We start from the raw sequence: 17,104 nt of genomic DNA, 5'->3' as shown, positions 1-17,104 counted from the left end.
CGGAGGGTAGAATCGGTCATGGCGTATCCACTCATGTTGATTGAGATCTTGGTCGTGATCAATCAACAGGATACGCCACCCTTCCTACCTCCTCCCATACACCAGAAATCACCATAGCTCAGGCCATGGCGCTGGGTACCCCAGTCGTCTCCACCGCCATGATGGGCACCCGCGACGTGCTGGTGGACGGTGCGGGTTGCCTGATTGCCGACGAGGATCTCGACGACTTCGCCGCCAAGGTGAACCGACTGCTCGACGATGACGCGCTGCGCGGCGAACTGGCGCAGCGTGCCATGACCCATGCGGCAGGCTGGCACGAGGACGCCAAGGCCGCCGAACTGGCCGGGCTTTATGCTCGAATAGCAGGGATGCAAATAGCAGGGAGCGGTAACGCCAGAGCGGTGCCACTCACCACGCTGACGGCCTCCAGTACCCAACAGACGGTATCGTCTGCGACAGAGGTATTACCCCCCGAAGCCAATGAAAAGGAGCAGACGCCAGTCATGTGAGACACCGGCAGGTGTCAATTTCCCGACATCTGCAGGCAGTAACATAGTGGTTTTGGCCATGATCCAAGAGGCTCGGCATGACAAACGTTACTTCACCCACTCTGATCGATACGCTCAAGCAAGCCGCTCAGGCAGCGGGCGAGATCCTGCGCGAGGGCTACCGCGCCGCCGGCACGATCGACTTCCAGTGCAAGGGCGCCTCGGACTTCGTGACCGACTACGACCGGGCGGCAGAACACGCCATCATCGACAGCGTGCGAAACGTTCATCCTGAGGTCGGTTTCCTAGGTGAGGAAACGGGCGCAACGCCGGCTCAAGACAGTAACGTCGTGGTGGTCATCGACCCGCTGGACGGCACCAACAACTTCCTGCACCGAGTGCCCCACTTCTCGGTATCCATCGCCGTGCGCCAGGGCGACCAACTGACCCACGGGGTGGTCTACCAACCGCTGCTCGACGAGATGCTGTGGGCGGTTCATGGGCAAGGCGCTTACCTGGGCAGCCGCCGTGTCGTCGCCTCTCCGGCCCGCCCCATGCCGGAAATGCTCCTCGCCACCTGCCTGCCCTATCATGCCAAGGGCGACTGCCCTACCAGCCTGCGCCAGCTCACGGCAATGATGCCGGCCGTGGCCGGGATTCGGACCCCCGGCTCGGCAGCACTGGAGATCGCCTACACCGGCCTTGGCCGCTTCGATGCCTTCTGGTCTCAAGGCGCCAGGCTCGACCTGTGGGACGTGGCCGCCGGCATCGTCTTCGCCCGGGAGGCGGGTCTTGTCGTGACTGACCTCGAGGGCAACACCAACCCTGCCGAATGGCACAGCCTGCTGGTAGCCCGTGCCGAGCGGCACGATGAGCTGCTAGACGCCTTGCGGCAAGCAGGCTGACCAGCTTCGTGTTCACCCGGCTCGGATCGTCACCACTCTGTCACCATCCGTCGTTAGCGTCGGAGAGACCTAGCGCTTCGACAGGAGAAGCCCTATGCCACGGCGCCAGCGCGAACCGCTCAGTGACGAGGAGATCGATTTCCTGGTCCAACTGGCAAATGGCAATGCCCTGGCCCACCACCGCCGCCGTGAGCGCGAGCGGCGGCGCTCGTCACAATCACCCCGGCCCGAAAAGCGCGAGTAACGTGATGTGTCACAGTAGGGACGGCAATTGTCATGGAACTGTCGTGATGACAGATGGCACGGCAGGATACACTTCAAAAAACAATGATCGCTCAACCTGCTGAGAGCAGGGACTATCCGTCCATGAAGCATCTCTTTCTGATTCGACATGCCCGGGCTATGCGGCCTGACGATATCGAGGATCGTCAGCGCCCGCTGAGCCCCCGTGGCCAATGCCAGGCGGTGGCCATGGCGCCGGCACTGCAACGCCTTGGTGCCCTCGACGGCGAGCTACACGTCAGTTCGGCCCTCCGCGCTCAGCAGACGTTGCAAGCCCTGGATACCACCCTACCCGAACTTGGTCTGGCAAAGCGGGCCCAAGGCCATGAAGCGCTTTACACCTTCGAGGAGAAAGCGCTGCTCCAATGGCTACAGGCCCTCGATGAGGGTAACGACCGTCTCGCCTTGATAGGCCACAACCCTGCCCTGCTGGCACTTGCCCAACGTTTGAGCCTCAAGGCTCCCAAACGGCTGCCAACCGGCGGGCTGATATACCTCACCCTGCCCACCGATACCTGGCGGGACCTGGGCCACCACACCGGAGAGACCCGCTCCACGCTCTCGCCTGTAGAAGTGAGCCACACCCTGTTTCAGCGTAAAGCGCCTGCGCCGCCACAGCTCGGCAGGCTAAAGGCCCCCACTCGCATCCAGCACCGGCTAATGTATCAGTACCGCATGATTCGATCCCTGGAGGCCGGTGTCAGCGCCGGGCACGACCCTGAGTTCCTGCATCAATATAGAGTCAACCTACGCCGTAGCAGAGCGATAGGCGAGGCGCTGCTGAGCATGCTCGATACAGCGGGGCTCCGCCGGGCACTGAAAGGGCTGCGTCGGCATGCACGGGTCACCAGCGAATTGCGCGATCTGGACGTGATGTTGGAGAACCTGATCCGACAGCCCGCTGGAGAAGTCCGCGAATCGCTGGAACCCATGGTTGTCTGGCTACAGGCTCAAGCCCGGGAGGTGCGCCGGAAAGTCAGGGAAAATCTGCAACGGCGACGCTACGCACAAGACATGCAGGCGTGGCAGGAGCTCATCGCATCCCCGCAATTTACCAAGGCGCTGGCACGGCTACGCACGCCCCAGATCGATCGAGCCTTGCACGAACGATTGGCTCGCCATGATGCGCTGCTGACCTCTCTCGACGACGCCACTCCGGATGCTGCAATACATCGACTGCGCAAGCAGGTAAAACGCATCCGCTATCTTGCCGAGTTGGCCCCGGATGCCTACCAATATCTGCTCGAGCAGCTCGAAGAGCGCCAGGAGCGACTGGGTGAGTTTCAGGATCTCTGCACACAGCTCGATTGGCTCGATTCTTTCGTCAATGCGAGGCAAGAGCGACCTCTCACAGAAGAAACGCGTGATGCGATGCGAGACAGGGCTAGCCAACTGGTGGAGCGCAAGGACATGATTCGCCGAGCCCTTCGAGAACTCCCTTCTCTTGCCGACAAGGTCAGCCTTTCTTCAACCCACTAGCATACTCGTGGACGACGCCAAAACGCTTACCGGAGTGTGACAGCTGCTATGCTTTGGCTAGGCTCTTTCGATGGAATGAGACGCTGGTGGAAACTGACCCAATCAACACGGAAGTGAATGCCAAGCGGCGGCTGCGACTGCGCCCCGCGACACCCGAGGATCGTCCCTTGCTCGAGCGCTGGGACACCGAGCCCCATGTCGTTGCGGCCAACCCCAACGACAAATGGGAGTGGCAGACCGAGCTGGCCCATCCGGCCGAAGGCTGCCAACAGTTCATCGCCGAGCGCGAAGGACGCGCCATCGGCTTCATCCAGATACTCGATCCCGCCCGTGACGAGAGCGGCTACTGGGGCGAGGTGGGCGACGGCTTGCGTGCCATCGATATCTGGATTGGCGAGCCCGAGGAGCTGGGCAAGGGCTACGGCACCACCATGATGCAGTTGGCCCTGGCGCACTGCTTCGCCGACCCCCGGGTTTCCGCCGTGCTGATCGATCCGCTCGCCGACAATCGTCGGGCCCAGCGCTTCTACGAGCGGCTGGGCTTTCGCTTCGTCGAAAAGCGCCGCCTGGGCAACGACCTCTGCTGTATCTACCGTCTGGAACGCAGCGACTGGTTGGCCTGAGGTCGTCGGTACGCCGCGACGCAGCCCTCGAGACGCTTAGCCCTTGGCCACCAGGAAAGCGCCTGCCGCCACCATCAGCGCCCCCGCGGAGCGGTTAGCCCCCTTCATGGCACGCTCGCTCTGCAGCCACCGGCGCGCGCTGGCGGCCCCCACGGCGACCAGCATCAGTCCCAGCATGAGCCCGACGAACGTCAGCGACACAGTCAACAGCATGTCGCCGGAGGCCAGCGCCACCAGGTCGACGAAGGTCGGCAAGAAGGCGATGTAGAACAGGATCACCTTGGGGTTGGAAGCGGAGATGAGAAAGCCCTGCAGAAACCCCTTCACGATGTCGACACGCCGGGATCCTGCCGACAGGTCGGCCTCACCGACGGGCGAGGTCCACAGTTTCCAGGCCAGGTAGAAGAGATAGGCGGCACCGACATAGCGAATCATGGTGAACGCCTCGCCCCAGTGCTCGGCCAGCACCGCCAGCCCGTGAAAGGCCAGCATGAGGTAGAGCAGGTCGCTGACCGTCATGCCCAGCGCCAGAGGCCAGCAGGCACGCGCCCCGGCGGACATGCCGCGGGCCAGGATGGCGAAGATCCCGGGGCCGGGGGTAACGGCGAAGATGAAGATGGCGAGGAAGTAGAGCAAGGCGCTCTCGGGGGACATGGGGGCCTCACGGTCAGGGCGAAAATTCGATCATGCCCGAGTGCAATGCCTCATGACCAGCCCCCATCGCCGGGCGCCAGGCACATCTCATCAGCTCATTCCATCAGAGCCGGTCCATCAGATCCGGCCTGCCAACCATAGCGCCAGCAGCACCACGATCAGCAACAACAGTCCGCTGGCCACGCTGCCGGCCCACTTGGCGATGACGTGCAGCATCCTCCTCTCCTAAACGATGTCGAAACGATCGGAATAGATCCGCGTGGTCGCCGCCCCCTGGGCAAGCAGGGCTTTCTCGGCGGCATTCATCAGCGGCTCGGGGCCGCAGATGAAATATTCGCGGCGGCCGTCGTCCGGCGGCAGCCGGCGCTTCACCAATGCTTCGTCGATCTTGCCGCTCTCCCCCTTCCATTCCGGCTCGGGGTCGCTGATGACGTGGATCACGTCGAGATCGAGGGTCTGCTCCAGCTCGGCCAGCTCGTCGCGAAAGGTGGCGTCCTCCCAAGTCTTGTTGGCATAGAGCAGCCACAGCGGCCGGGTATCGCCCTGGTCACGCAGCGAGCGCAGGATGCTCATGATCGGCGTGACGCCGATACCGCCGGCGATGAGTACCGCACCGGAGGCATTGTCCGGTTCGGGTATGAAGGCGCCGTAGGGCCCTTCGACGAAGGCGCGTGTGCCTGACGGCACCTCAGGGAGGGTGTTGGTGAAGTCACCCAGGCGCTTGGCCGTGAACGCGAAGCGCTTGCCATCTTCACTGGACGAGGCCACCGAGAATGGATGCTGTTGCAGCGAGAACGGTGTCTCGCCCAGGGTGATCCAGAAAAACTGTCCGGGTGCGAAGTCGAGACGATGATCACCTTCGGCTTCAAGGGTCAGGGTTGCCGCATCGCCACGCTCCTGTTGGTTGTCCACCACCCTCCAGGGACACTTGCGTAGACGCCACGGCCTCAGCAGGCGCGATTCGACCACCAGCAGCAGCGCAAGCCCCACCACCGCGCCCAGCAGCAGCGTCGTGAAGATGCCTTCCGTGTAGTGCTGCACCATGACCGCATGGCCCAGGCCACCGGCGACGACGAAAAGCGACAGCCCGCCGTGCAGAGCCCGCCACCACTCGTAGGAGAGCCCGAAGCGCGTACGCCACAGCGAGCTTGCCACCAGCATCAGCGTGGCCAGCACCAGCAGTATGAGGGTAATCGCGCGCAGGGTATCCTCGCGGGGATCGAGATACTCGATCCAGCCGGGGCGGGTGGCGATCATCACCAGCGGATGGGCCAGCACCAGCAGCAGCGCGAAGATGCCGGTCTGGCGATGGAACTGCAGAATGTTGTCGTGACCGACCGATTCGGCGAACCAGCGATGCCGCCCCGAGATCACCGCCTGACAGGCAAGAACGCCAAGCGCCAGCAGCCCCAGCAGGGCACCGAGTTCGGCACCGAACTCCCGCGTTTCGTCAGGCTGGCGGATAACGGCGATGCCGAGGGGCAACAGAGCCAACAACAGATAGCCACCACACCAAAGCAGTGCGCTTCGGGCCAATCGACTCACAACGACCTCCTTGTCCAAGTCTCCTGCTCAAGATAGTGCTTCGGCATGTAACCGTTTGAAGCTTTATGTTCTTGCGCCTTTGGCTCACATATCACCCGATGCTGCTACGCTGAATCAGGCAACGACAGGCCACATCATCAGGAGGAAACCGATGTCTGGGCAAACGGATCATGCCAACCTGTTCGACGACGCACGCTCGCGCCTCGAGGAAGTGTGCCAAGCCATCGACATCCAGGGCGATGCCAGGGAGCGACTGATGCAGCCCAGCCTCTCGCTGCAGGTCAGCGTGCCGGTGCGCATGGACGATGGCCGCCTCAAGGTCTTTCCCGGCTGGCGGGTGCAGTACAACACGACGCTGGGGCCGGCCAAGGGCGGCATTCGCTTTCATCCCGACGTCAATCAGGAGGAAGTGACCACCCTCAGCTTCTGGATGGCGGTGAAGTGCGCCGTGGTCGACCTGCCCTACGGCGGCGGCAAGGGCGGCGTGAAGGTGGACCCCAAGCAGCTGTCGAAGCTGGAGCTGGAACGACTGGCCCGGGGCTACGTTCGCGCCATCGCCGACATCATGGGACCCGACCGCGACATTCCCGCACCGGACGTAAACACCAACGCCACGGTGATGGGCTGGATGGCCGACGAGTTCGACCACCTGGCCCGTGGCAAGGTACCCTCCGCGATTACCGGCAAGCCTCCCGAGCTGGGCGGGTCGCTGGGTCGTGTGGCCGCCACCGGACGCGGCGCCCTGCACGTGCTCGACCTGTGGGCAGCGCGCGAGAAGCGCAAGCCAGAGGAGACAACAGTGGCTATCCAGGGCTTCGGTAATGCTGCCTATCACTTTGCCCGGCTAGCCCACGATCAGGGCTATCGCATCGTTGCGGTGTCCGACTCAAAGGGCGCTATCTACAGCGAGGAAGGCCTCGATCCTGACGCCATCATGGAGCAGAAGCAGCGTAATATGCGGCTGCACGAGATGGTTTACTGCGACGATTCTGTGTGCATCGCCGAGAACGTTGAGAAGCTCGATCGCGACGAGCTGCTCACCCTGGAGGTGGACGTCCTGGCGCTGGCGGCACTGGAGAATCAGGTGCATGAAGACAACGTCGATCGGGTCAAGGCCGGCGCGCTGCTCGAGATCGCCAACGGGCCGGTCAGTAGCCGTGCCGACGAACGGCTCGAGGAGCGCGGCGTGCCGGTACTGCCCGACGTGCTGGCCAACACTGGCGGCGTCATCGTCAGCTACTACGAGTGGGTGCAGAATCGTAGCGGCGAGCGCTGGCCGGAGGAGGAGATCAATCGGCGGCTGGCCGAGCACCTCGAACGCCAGAGCGAACTGGTCTTCGAGCGCGCCGAACAGGAGGAGATCTCCTATCGCCGGGCGGCGTATCGCCAAGGCATCGAGCGCATCGCCCACGCCATCGAGCTGCGCGGCAACTGTCAGGACAGCGAGTGAGCGAGGCAGCCAGCCGCAACTCGGGGTGACAAGGGCATTGGCCAAGGCGACAATAGCGGCCTTTCGTTGCCGAACCGGGCCGTCATGACGAACCCTCTGAGCCTTCTCTACCGGGACGAGCACCTGGTCGCGGTGCACAAGCCGGCGGGCCTGCTGGTGCACCGCTCCAAACTGGCGGGCGGCGAGCGCGAGTTCCTGCTGCAACGCCTGCGCGATCAGCTCGGCCAGCGCGTCTATCCGGTACATCGACTGGATCGCCCCACCTCGGGTGTCATGGTGTTCGCTCTGAATTCGGACATCGCTGCACGCCTGGGCGAGATCTTCACCGAACGCCGGGCCGCCAAGCGCTATCTGGCGGTGGTGCGCGGCGTCGGCCCCGCACAAGAGTGGCTCGATTACGCCCTGCGCGAGGAGGATGGCAGCCGGCCCAAGGCGGAGATGCCGGCGCTCGAAGCCCTCACCGAAGTGAAGCGGCTGGACAGCGTCGAGCTGCCGGTGCAGGTGGACCGCTATCCCAGCAGCCGCTACTCCCTGATGGAGGTGCGCCCGCTGACCGGCCGCCGCCACCAGATCCGGCGCCACCTGTCACGGCGCGGCTACCCCATCATCGGCGACGCCAAGCACGGCAAGGGCAACCACAACCGCTTCTTCGCCGAGCGCCTGGGCTGCCCGCGGCTGCTGCTGGCGGCCGTCGGCTTGAGCTTTGAACATCCCGTCACGGGGCGCTGCCTGACCTTGAGCTGTAGCCTGGACGCCCCCATGACGGCCCTGTTCCAGCATTTCGGCTGGGCTGGCCACCTGCCTACCGACCAGGCAGGTTGCTCCGAAGCGCCGCTCTCCCTAGCCTGACACCACCGCCACCAACCGGAGTTTCAAGACGCCGACATGACCGCCCCATTGCCACCGCAGGAAGCCGCCCCGGCCCAGGACGACTACGATTTCCGCTTCGGTGGAATTCGGCGACTCTACGGCGCCCGTGCGCTCGACTACTTTCGTCAGGCCCACGTCGTCGTGGTCGGCGTGGGTGGTGTCGGCAGTTGGACGGTAGAAGCACTGGCGCGCTCGGGAATCGGCCGCCTCACCCTGATCGATCTCGACGACGTCTGCGTGTCCAACGTCAACCGCCAACTTCCCGCCCTGGATGGCAACATCGGCCGGCCCAAGGTCGATGTGCTGGCCGAGCGCTGCCGGGCGATCCAGCCCAGCATTCAGGTCGTCGCCGACACGGCCTTCGTCACGCCGGGCAACCTGGCACAGCGCATTCCCGAAGACGCCGACTACGTGGTCGATGCCATCGACAGCGTGGTGGCCAAGGCCGCGCTGATCGCCTGGTGCAAGCGACGCAAGCTGCCCATCGTCGTGGCCGGCGCCGCCGGCGGGCAGAGCGACCCCACGCGGATCAAGGTGGCGGATCTCGCGCGTACCGAGCACGACCCGCTGCTGGCCAAGGTGCGCGCCCGGCTGCGCCGGGATTACGGCTTCTCGCGCAACCCCAAGCGGCGCTTCTCGGTAGAGTGCGTCTATTCTGACGAACAGCTGGTCTTCCCCGGCGCCGATGGCGAGGTCTGCCTGCAGAAGCCCAGCGCCGGAGAATCGACCCGCCTCGACTGCGCCTCCGGCGTGGGTGCAGCCACCTTCCTCACCGGCAGTTTCGGCTTCGTGGCCGCCTCACGGGTGCTGGCCCGCCTGGCAAAGCGCGCTGCCGCAAGCAGCAGCCAATAACGACAACGACTCTGAACTGGAGCCCTGCGCGATGACTCACCCCCTCCCCGTTCCCGGCATCTACTGCCACTACAAGGGCAACCGCTACGAGGTGCTCGGCGTCGCTCATCACAGCGAAACCGAGGAGCCACTGGTGGTCTACCGTGCGCTGTACGGCGACTACGGCCTATGGGTGCGACCGCTCGCCATGTTCACCGAGACCGTCGAAGTGCGCGGCGAACCGGTGCCGCGCTTCGACCTGGAGAAGGCGTTCTAAAATCGGGCCGAGGATCGCTCACCCTCAAAGGCCATCAGAGTGCCGTCGATGACGACGGGACAAGACTCTCGATCATTTCATCGACCACCGAGGTAAATAGAGGCGTTACCTCTCTGGCCCCGAGCCGGCCCATCAAACTACGTAGATGCGACAACCGCAGGTGAACGTTCCAGCGCTGCCAGTCGGTCTCGCCGTCCACCCGCTGGCGCTGCCGCCGTGGCGTGAGATAGCCGGTATGCAGGAGGCGGTGCCCCGGCCAGTCCACCGGATCGTCGTCGCGGTCCGCCACCAGCCATAGCATGGGCGAAGCCGTGCGGGAAGCGTCGAGCAACCGCCGTATGGCTGCGTCGTGCCCTTCCCGGCGCAGCTCAGGCGACAGGCGTACTAGCGCCTCAAGTGCCTCGCGACAGGCGTCGTCCAGGTTCCAGGTCATGCCTAGCCTCGCGGCCTGGGCATCGAGCCACAGCGCCATTTCCAGCGCCCGGCCCGAGACCGGAACCGGCAGCACCCGCGGCTCGGTCAGACGTTGCAGGATCGCCTCGCGACACTGCACCTGAGGCGTGTCGTAGACCCCATAGGAAGCATCAAGCAACGCCACTCGCGCCGGTGGCGGCTCGTCAAAGGGAAAGAGCAGCGACTCGAGGCAGGCATCGCCGCTGTAGAACACACCATCCGCGATACCAAGATGCAACCAGACCCCACCCAGCGAATGCCCCGCCTGGCCGGTGGTCACCGGGATGCCCGTCACCCGACATTGGCCACGCTCGGGCAGGGGGCGCCAGTCACGCCCATGCGGCAGTGCAGCCGCCACCGGCGGCGTGCAGTAGAGCGGCAGCTCGGCAGGTAGCGCCGCGACGCCACCGATGTGATCGACATGGTCGTGAGTGATCAGCACCGCATCGACATCGAGCCTCTTCGCCCATTCGCTCGACTGGCCCGGATGCAGGGCGCCGCCGGCGTCTAGCAGCAGCCGCTTGCCTGCGGCCTCCACCAGGATGGCAGCTGGCGCCTTCTCCCCGAGCCCGCTTAGCACCTCAATGCGCACGCTCATGCTTCGGGCTCCAGGCACCAACCCTGGTGCAGGGTCAGCTCCACGCTCTCTCCTTCGACCAGAGCGGCGTGATGATAGGCCACCAGCGACTCACCGCTTGCCAGGCGCAGGTGCAACTCATGGCGCTCGCCGCGAAAGGTCACGCTTTCCACCCTCGCCCTCAGGCCCCGCTGGGCCGAAGCGTCAGGCAACACCGTGACATGCTCGGGCCGCACCAACACCGGCTGGACGCGCTCGCTGGCGACCGCCGCGAGCCCATGCATCAAAGTGTGCTCGTCGAGCCGCTGCCCCGGCCGTCCTGCCGCCACCTGGAGCAGGCTCCCCTGGCCAATGAAGCTGGCTACCCAGGCACTGCGCGGCCGGCGGTAGAGCGCCTCCGGCGTGGCCCACTGCTCCAGCCGGCCGCCACGCATCACCGCAATGCGATCCGCCAGCGACATCGCCTCGCTCTGATCGTGGGTCACGTAGATCATGGTGGCGCGAGTGCGGCGATGAAACTCACGAAAGCTCTGTTCCATGGCCGCACGGAGGTGGCGATCCAGGTTGGCCAAGGGCTCGTCGAGCAGCACCACATCCGGGTCGGTGACCAGGCAGCGTGCCAGTGCCACGCGCTGCCGCTGCCCACCGCTCAACTCCTGTGGCGAACGGCCAGCATGTGACGCCAGATCCACCAGGCTCAGCGCCTGAGCCACCCGGCGCCGGTAAGCGTCGCCCTCCAGGCGCCGCAGCTTGAGCGGGTAGCCGACGTTGTCGGCCACGCTCATGTGCGGCCACAAGGCGTAGGACTGGAACACCATGGCCATGTTGCGTTGCTCCGGCGGCACATGAAGCTCGCGGCTGGCCAGGGTACGCTCTCCCAGGCGTATCTCGCCCTCGCTGAGCGCCTCGAAGCCGGCCAGCATACGCAGCATGGTAGTCTTGCCGCAGCCGCTGGGGCCGAGCAAAGCCACGAACTCTCCCGGCTCGATGTCCAGCGAGAGCGAATCGACGGCCTGCTGTTCACCGAAGCACTTGGAGACCCGATCAATCATCAACCCTGCCATGGCACGACCCCCTTGGGCAGATGCGGTGCCAGCCAGCTGAGACAGAGCATCAGTGCGGCAATCATCGCCACTACCAGCACCGATACGGCGGCGGCCAGCACGCTCTCGCCGCCCTCGGCCAGATTGAAGATCAGCACGCCCAGCGTCTCGTTACCGGCGCTCCACAGCAGCGCCGAGACCGTCAGCTCGTTCACCGCCAGCAGGAACACCAACAGCCCACCGGCGAATAGCGCCGGTGCCACCAGCGGCAGCACGATGCCGCCCAGGCGACGCCAGGGGCCGGCTCCCGCCAGTTGGGCGGCTTCCTCCAGCGCAGGGTCGAGCTGGGCCAGACCGGCCGCCACGGGCTTGAGGCACACCACCAGAAAACGCATCAGATAGGCCACGAAGATCAGCCCCAGGGTGCCGTAGAGCGCTACGTTCACCAGAGGGATGGGACGCACGAAGAGCAGGATGCAGGCCACCGCCAGCACCACGCCGGGCAGCGCATAGGGCAGCTCGATGGCGCCGAGGGCCAGACTCTGCCAGCGCTGCGGGAGACGCTGCAGACGATAGGCCAGCGGCAGGCTGCAAAGCATCAGCACCAGTGCGGCGCCGCCCGCCAGCCACAGGCTGTTACGCACCGCGCGCCAGGTCGCCCCCTGGCGGCCGATCACCTCGTGATAGGCGTTCAGGGTGGCGCTCTCCCAGGTGAGCGGCACGCCCACGGCGGGCACCAGCGAGCTCACCACCAGCGCCGCCAGAGGCGCGATGAGGATCGCCAGCAGCACAGCGATGAGCAGCGCGGTCACCGCGCCGCGCCAGCGCCCCAGAGAGAAATCGTGAGCGCGTCCCGAGTGGCCCACCAGGCCGAAGCGGCTGCGCTTCATCCACGCCTGCTGCAGCGCTACGCCAGCCAGCGCCAGCACGCCGATCAGCAGCGACAGCGAGGCCATTTCGGCCAGCACACCGGTGCCGAAGCTGGCCATGCGCTGGTAGATCAGAGTCGGCAGCACGTAGTAACCAGCGGGGATGCCCAGCATGGCCGGGATGCCGAAATTGCCCAGGCTGGAAATGAATGCCATGGCACCGCCGGCGATCAGGCCACCACGGGTCACCGGCAGGATGACATGGCCCCACACCTGAGCCTGGCGGGCTCCGCTGATACGGGCGGCCTCGACCAGTTCACGGGGCAGGGAAAGCAGTGAGGTACGTAATGCCAGGAACACCAGCGGTGCGCTCTGGATCCCCAGCAGCAGGGCAATACCCTCGGCGGAATAGAGCGGCTGTGGACTGCCCAGCGGCGGTGCCATGCCGATACTCTTCAGCAACGGGCTCGCCGGGCCGAACAGCTGCAGCCAGCTCAGAGCGGTGACCTGGGGCGGAATCATCATCGGCAGCATGAAACAGAACACCAGCCACGCCTTGCCGCGGATATCGGTCAGGGTGATCACGAAGGCGAACAGGCTGCCCAGCGCCAGAGCGATCAACATGCCAAGCCCCGAGGTATAGAGGCTGCGCCACAGCGCCCGCCAGGTACTCTCTGCCTGCAGCACGCGCCACAGCGGCGCCTCGCTGCCCTGAGCCAGGTCACCCAACGCTTCGAGCAACAGGCGCAGGCTGGGCACCAGGCTGAGCAGCACGATCGTGACGGTCAACAGAGTAAGCAGCCAGCGTTGCTGGCTGCCTGCCATCAGACTCGGTGCCATGATCAGCTGCCGAACAGGTCGCCGAAGCGCTGCTTGAGCTCGGCTTCCCTGGCCAGGGCATTCTGGGTATCCAGCGGCATCAAGACGATGTCGTCACGGGCGGGGAAGCCCTCGGGCGGTGTAACCTCGGGATGCGCGGGCAGGTAGCCCTGCTCGCTCACCAGCTCCTGACCCTCTCGCGAGAGCACGAAGTCGACGAACTTCTGCGCCGCTTCCAGGTTCCTGGCGCTCTGCATGATGGCGACCGGCTCGGTCACGGCACTGACCCCCTCCTCGGGGAACACGAACGCCACCGGCGAGCCCTTGGCGGCCTCGCGAATCGGCAGGAAATCCACCACGATGCCATAGGGCTTGCTGCCCGCCGCCACCGCATTGAATACGCCACCGTTGCCGCCCTGGGCCTCGGTGCGGTTGGCCTGCAGCGCATCAAAGTAACCCGCGCCCAGTTCGGGATGGGCCTCGATCGAGGCCATGTGGATCAGCGCGGCACCGGAGTAGAGCGGGCTCGGCATGGTCACCTGGCCGGCATATTCGGGCTGGATGAGCTCCTGCCAGCTCTGTGGCTGACGCTCGGCGCCGACGTTGTAGACGATGCCGGTGGTGATCAGCTTGGTGCCGTAGTAGTAACCCTCGGGGTCGTACAATTCACCAGCGTAGGCCTCGCGCTCGGGGCTCAGGTAGGCCTGCAGGTGCCCCTCCCGCTTGAGCGACTCCATGGTCATGCTGTCGGCGATCAGCAGCACGTCGGGGTTGCTGACCCCGGCGGAGAGTTCGGAGCGCAACCGGGTCATCAACTGCGTGGTACCGTCGCGCACCCACTCCACTTCGACATCGGGATGGGCGGCACGGAAAGCATCGACGGTCTGCTGGGCGTCGCTGTTGGGCTGGCTGGTATAGAGCACCAGCTTCTCGCTGGCAAGCGAAGGCATTGCCAGCAAGGCGAATAACACAGAGGCGGTGAGTGCGGTTGGCAGGGGGTGCTTCGGCATGTGAAAACCTCCGATGAATGAGTCTCATCGAAAGTACTGCCGTTGGCTTACAGCAAAGTGACAGAAACATGTTCTTCAACCTGCCGCCATGGGCGAGCCGCCGCGCTCTTGCGTGACGATGCCTGCTCGCGCAAGCCCCTGCGCCATCACCGCTGGCCGCGGTGCGCCCAGCCCGTCATACGCTTCTCCAGAATCGCAAACAGCTCGTACATCACCATGGCCATGGCACTGATCACGATCAACCCGGCGAACACCAGCGCCATGCGCATCTGCGAGCCGGCGCTCATCATCAGGTAGCCGATGCCCTGGTTCGACGCCACTGTCTCGGATACCACGGTACCGACGAAAGCCAGGGTGATGGCGATCTTCAGTGAGGCGAAGAAGTAGGGTAGCGAGCGCGGCAGCCCCACCTTGAGCAGCACGTCGATGCGCCGCGCGCCGAGCACCCGCAGCACGTCCTCCATTTCCGGCTCCAGCGTGGCCAGGCCGGTGGCCACGTTGACCACGATGGGGAAGAAGCAGATCAGAAAGGCGGTCAGGATCGCCGGCACCGAACCGATGCCGAACCACACCACCAGGATCGGCACGAAGGCCACCTTGGGGATGGCGTTGAAGCCCACCAGCAGCGGGTAGCAGGCGTGGTAGAGGAAGCGCGAGGAGCCGATGATGAAGCCCAGCGCCAGACCCACCGCCACGCCCAGGGCGAAGCCCGCCATGGTGGTCCAAAGGGTCTGCCAGGAGTGCATGCCGATGGGGCCGGCAAAGGTCACCAAGGCTTGCGCGGTGGCCGAGGCACTGGGGAAGATGAACTCCGGCACCTGCAGCAGGCGCACGCTGATTTCCCAGATCGCTACCAGCGCCAGTACCGCCACCCAGGGCGCCAGCCGCTCACGCCACCTGTCGTTCTTGTTCATGCTCGCTCCTCAGGCGCTGCGAATGTCGCCGATCAGGTTACGTAACTCCTGCACCAGATCGATGAAAGGCTTCTCGTAGGTGATTGCCAACTCACGGGGGCGCGGCAGGTCGATCTTGCGACGCTCGATGATACGACCCGGACGGCGGCTCATGACGTAGACGGTATCGGCCAGGAACGCCGCTTCGCGCAGGTCGTGGGTCACCAGCACCACGGTGAAGCGCTGGGCCTCCCACAGATCGCGCAGCACGCACCACAGCTCCTCGCGGGTGAAGGCATCCAGCGCGCCGAAAGGCTCATCGAGCATCAGCAAGCGCGGACGGTGAATCAGCGCGCGGCAGATCGAGGCGCGCTGCTGCATGCCGCCGGAGAGCTGCCACGGGTACTGGTCTTCGTAGCCCTCGAGCCCTACCGTGCGCAGCAGGTCGCGGGCCCAGCCAACGAACTCCGCGCGTCGCTTGCGAAACTGCGAGCGGTAGGGTTTGACGATCTCCAGCGGCAGCAGCACGTTGTCCAGGGTAGTGCGCCAGGGCAGCAGGTTGGCGCTCTGGAACGCCATGCCGCAGATCTTCAGCGGCCCGCCTACCGCGGTGCCGTCCACCTGCACGCTGCCGGCGGTGGGCGCATGCAACCCGGTACACAGCTTCATGAAGGTAGACTTGCCACAGCCGGAGGGGCCGACGAAGGCGACGAACTCGCCCTCCCGGATGGAGAGCGAGATGTCCTCGATGGCATTGCCGGAATCATCGTAGGCCAGGCTGACCCGGTCGAAGTCGACGAAGGACGTGGAGTCTGCCAAAGCCGTCACTCCGCGCGCTCGGGGAAGATCATGCGCTCCTCCTGGGGCGGTAGGAAGCGTGAGGTGAACACCCGCTCCGGCTCGGGCACGGTGGGCAGGTCGTATGCGTCCGCCACCAACTGGATGGCATCGCGCAGGCGCTGCTCGTCCACGCCGCCGGCTCCGTTGGCGCGCGCCTCATCGGTGTCGATGACGCTGGCGATGGCCAGCTTGAGCCGGCGGGTCTCCATCTCGACGTCGATCAGCGCATCACGGTTGCGCACGTACTCGATCGCTCCTTCGGGGTCGGCCAGGGTCTCTGCCAAAGCGCGGTTGAAGGCGCGCAGGAAGCCCTCCACCGCTTCAGGGTTGGCTTCGGAGAACGCTTCGCTGGCGATGATGGCATTGCCGTAGAGCGGCACGCCGTAGTCCGGGAACGGCATGATGGTGAGCTGCTCCTCGTCCATGCCGCGGCCTTCCAGGTTGAGCAGGCTGGTGAAGTAGAAGCCGGTGATGGCATCCACGTCACCGCGCACCAGCAGCGTCTCGCGCAGGGCGGGATCGACGTTCTGCCACTCGACGGCGCCGGCCTCGAGTTCGTTGGCGGCGGCGAAGATGCCCCAGGCCCGGTAGCCGGTGTCGAAGGCCGGGGCGGCGAGCGACTTGCCGGCCAGATCCGCTGGCGACTCGATGCCGCGATCCTTGCGCGCCAATACCGAAGCCGGTGTACCGTCGTAGACCACGTAGACGCCCTGGATACCCGGGGCGCCAGGGTTCTCGGCAATAAACTCCACCAAGGCATTGAGATCACCGAAGCCCATCTCGTAGGCCCCCGAGGCGACCCGGTTGATGGCGCCGGCAGAGCCACTGCCGGAGTCGATCTGCACGTTGAGCCCCTCTTCGGCGAAATAGCCGCGCTCCACGGCCATCAAAAAGGGTGCCGAAGGCCCCTCGAAGCGCCAGTCGAGCTGAAAGCGAATACGGGTTTCATCCGCCTGGGCCACGGCGGCGCCAAGCAGGGAAAGGCTCAACGCTCCGGCCAGCAGGCCGGCGGTAAGTTGACGACTCATGAATGCCACCCTCGCGATGCGTTCTGGTTGTGTTTGTTCTATGCAATCCCTATCTGTCAGCGTAGTTGTCACCTAAACGGATTGAGAGGTGATCAACGTGCGTTACCCCGCAGAGCGTAAGGAAGCCATCCTCAAGAAGATGGCACCGCCCATGAGCATGACCATCCC

General features: G+C 65.0%; 17 protein-coding genes and 1 pseudogene. 9 read left to right on the top strand and 9 right to left on the bottom strand.

Annotated features, from left to right (window positions below; all coding sequences use genetic code 11):
* Positions 1-98 precede the first annotated feature (98 nt).
* From HOP58_RS22460 to HOP58_RS22440, 5 genes and pseudogenes are all read left to right on the top strand, one after another.
* Positions 99-509: pseudogene (locus HOP58_RS22460) on the top strand (glycosyltransferase); the annotation flags it as partial.
* A 77-nt stretch (positions 510-586) separates the two neighbouring features.
* Positions 587-1,393, top strand: a complete 807-nt coding sequence (locus HOP58_RS22455; protein ID WP_010626583.1) for an inositol monophosphatase family protein — start codon at positions 587-589, stop codon at positions 1,391-1,393.
* A 94-nt stretch (positions 1,394-1,487) separates the two neighbouring features.
* The gene (locus HOP58_RS22450) at positions 1,488-1,637 is read left to right on the top strand and encodes a hypothetical protein (protein ID WP_158409636.1); all 150 of its coding nucleotides are present in this window, start codon (positions 1,488-1,490) and stop codon (positions 1,635-1,637) included.
* A gap of 227 nt (positions 1,638-1,864) precedes the next feature.
* Positions 1,865-3,154 carry a CHAD domain-containing protein gene (locus HOP58_RS22445; protein ID WP_234261839.1) on the top strand — a complete coding sequence of 430 codons (1,290 nt, stop codon included), beginning with the start codon at positions 1,865-1,867 and terminating at the stop codon, positions 3,152-3,154.
* Positions 3,155-3,240: 86 nt separating this feature from the next.
* Positions 3,241-3,777 carry a GNAT family N-acetyltransferase gene (locus HOP58_RS22440; protein WP_234255371.1) on the top strand — a complete coding sequence of 179 codons (537 nt, stop codon included), beginning with the start codon at positions 3,241-3,243 and terminating at the stop codon, positions 3,775-3,777.
* 36 nt (positions 3,778-3,813) lie between these two features.
* On the opposite strand, the gene HOP58_RS22435 is transcribed toward HOP58_RS22440, so the two are convergent.
* Both HOP58_RS22435 and HOP58_RS22430 read right to left on the bottom strand, forming a co-directional pair.
* Positions 3,814-4,431: a LysE family translocator gene (locus tag HOP58_RS22435; protein WP_234255373.1), complete on the bottom strand. Its 618-nt coding sequence runs from the start codon at positions 4,429-4,431 to the stop codon at positions 3,814-3,816.
* A gap of 225 nt (positions 4,432-4,656) precedes the next feature.
* Positions 4,657-5,976, bottom strand: a complete 1,320-nt coding sequence (locus HOP58_RS22430; protein WP_234261837.1) for a ferredoxin reductase family protein — start codon at positions 5,974-5,976, stop codon at positions 4,657-4,659.
* 151 nt (positions 5,977-6,127) lie between these two features.
* On the opposite strand from HOP58_RS22430, the gene HOP58_RS22425 reads away from it, so the two are divergent.
* From HOP58_RS22425 to HOP58_RS22410, 4 genes are all read left to right on the top strand, one after another.
* Positions 6,128-7,426: a Glu/Leu/Phe/Val dehydrogenase gene (locus HOP58_RS22425; protein WP_234255376.1), complete on the top strand. Its 1,299-nt coding sequence runs from the start codon at positions 6,128-6,130 to the stop codon at positions 7,424-7,426.
* A gap of 84 nt (positions 7,427-7,510) precedes the next feature.
* Positions 7,511-8,275, top strand: a complete 765-nt coding sequence (locus tag HOP58_RS22420; RefSeq protein ID WP_010626577.1) for a pseudouridine synthase — start codon at positions 7,511-7,513, stop codon at positions 8,273-8,275.
* A 36-nt stretch (positions 8,276-8,311) separates the two neighbouring features.
* Positions 8,312-9,148, top strand: a complete 837-nt coding sequence (gene tcdA, locus HOP58_RS22415; protein ID WP_234255378.1) for a tRNA cyclic N6-threonylcarbamoyladenosine(37) synthase TcdA — start codon at positions 8,312-8,314, stop codon at positions 9,146-9,148.
* A gap of 31 nt (positions 9,149-9,179) precedes the next feature.
* Positions 9,180-9,404 carry a DUF1653 domain-containing protein gene (locus tag HOP58_RS22410; protein ID WP_010626575.1) on the top strand — a complete coding sequence of 75 codons (225 nt, stop codon included), beginning with the start codon at positions 9,180-9,182 and terminating at the stop codon, positions 9,402-9,404.
* Positions 9,405-9,438: 34 nt separating this feature from the next.
* Here HOP58_RS22410 and HOP58_RS22405 read toward each other — a convergent pair whose 3' ends face one another.
* The 7 genes from HOP58_RS22405 to HOP58_RS22375 all read right to left on the bottom strand — a co-directional run bounded on the left by HOP58_RS22405 (position 9,439) and on the right by HOP58_RS22375 (position 16,936).
* Positions 9,439-10,455 carry an MBL fold metallo-hydrolase gene (locus HOP58_RS22405; protein WP_234261835.1) on the bottom strand — a complete coding sequence of 339 codons (1,017 nt, stop codon included), beginning with the start codon at positions 10,453-10,455 and terminating at the stop codon, positions 9,439-9,441.
* A complete protein-coding gene (locus tag HOP58_RS22400; protein ID WP_010626573.1) occupies positions 10,452-11,498 on the bottom strand; it encodes an ABC transporter ATP-binding protein in 1,047 nt (348 codons plus the stop codon). The genes HOP58_RS22405 and HOP58_RS22400 overlap by 4 nt, the downstream gene beginning before the upstream one ends.
* Positions 11,486-13,186, bottom strand: coding sequence for an iron ABC transporter permease (locus tag HOP58_RS22395; RefSeq protein WP_026037883.1), 1,701 nt, complete (start codon positions 13,184-13,186; stop codon positions 11,486-11,488). The genes HOP58_RS22400 and HOP58_RS22395 overlap by 13 nt, the downstream gene beginning before the upstream one ends.
* 2 nt (positions 13,187-13,188) lie before the next feature.
* Positions 13,189-14,175, bottom strand: coding sequence for an ABC transporter substrate-binding protein (locus HOP58_RS22390; RefSeq protein WP_234261834.1), 987 nt, complete (start codon positions 14,173-14,175; stop codon positions 13,189-13,191).
* Between the two features lie 146 nt (positions 14,176-14,321).
* Entirely contained in the window at positions 14,322-15,089 is a 768-nt protein-coding gene (locus HOP58_RS22385; protein WP_234261832.1) for an ABC transporter permease, read from the bottom strand.
* Positions 15,090-15,098: 9 nt separating this feature from the next.
* The gene (locus tag HOP58_RS22380; RefSeq protein ID WP_234261830.1) at positions 15,099-15,896 is read right to left on the bottom strand and encodes an ABC transporter ATP-binding protein; all 798 of its coding nucleotides are present in this window, start codon (positions 15,894-15,896) and stop codon (positions 15,099-15,101) included.
* Positions 15,893-16,936 carry an ABC transporter substrate-binding protein gene (locus HOP58_RS22375; protein WP_234261829.1) on the bottom strand — a complete coding sequence of 348 codons (1,044 nt, stop codon included), beginning with the start codon at positions 16,934-16,936 and terminating at the stop codon, positions 15,893-15,895. The genes HOP58_RS22380 and HOP58_RS22375 overlap by 4 nt, the downstream gene beginning before the upstream one ends.
* Positions 16,937-17,104: the final 168 nt, after the last annotated feature.

Source organism: Halomonas sp. MCCC 1A11062, assembly GCF_021404355.1.
In the GTDB taxonomy this organism is placed as follows: domain Bacteria; phylum Pseudomonadota; class Gammaproteobacteria; order Pseudomonadales; family Halomonadaceae; genus Halomonas; species Halomonas aerodenitrificans.
Note: the sequence above shows the minus strand (reverse complement) of the source record. Positions and strands in the feature narration are given on the sequence as shown.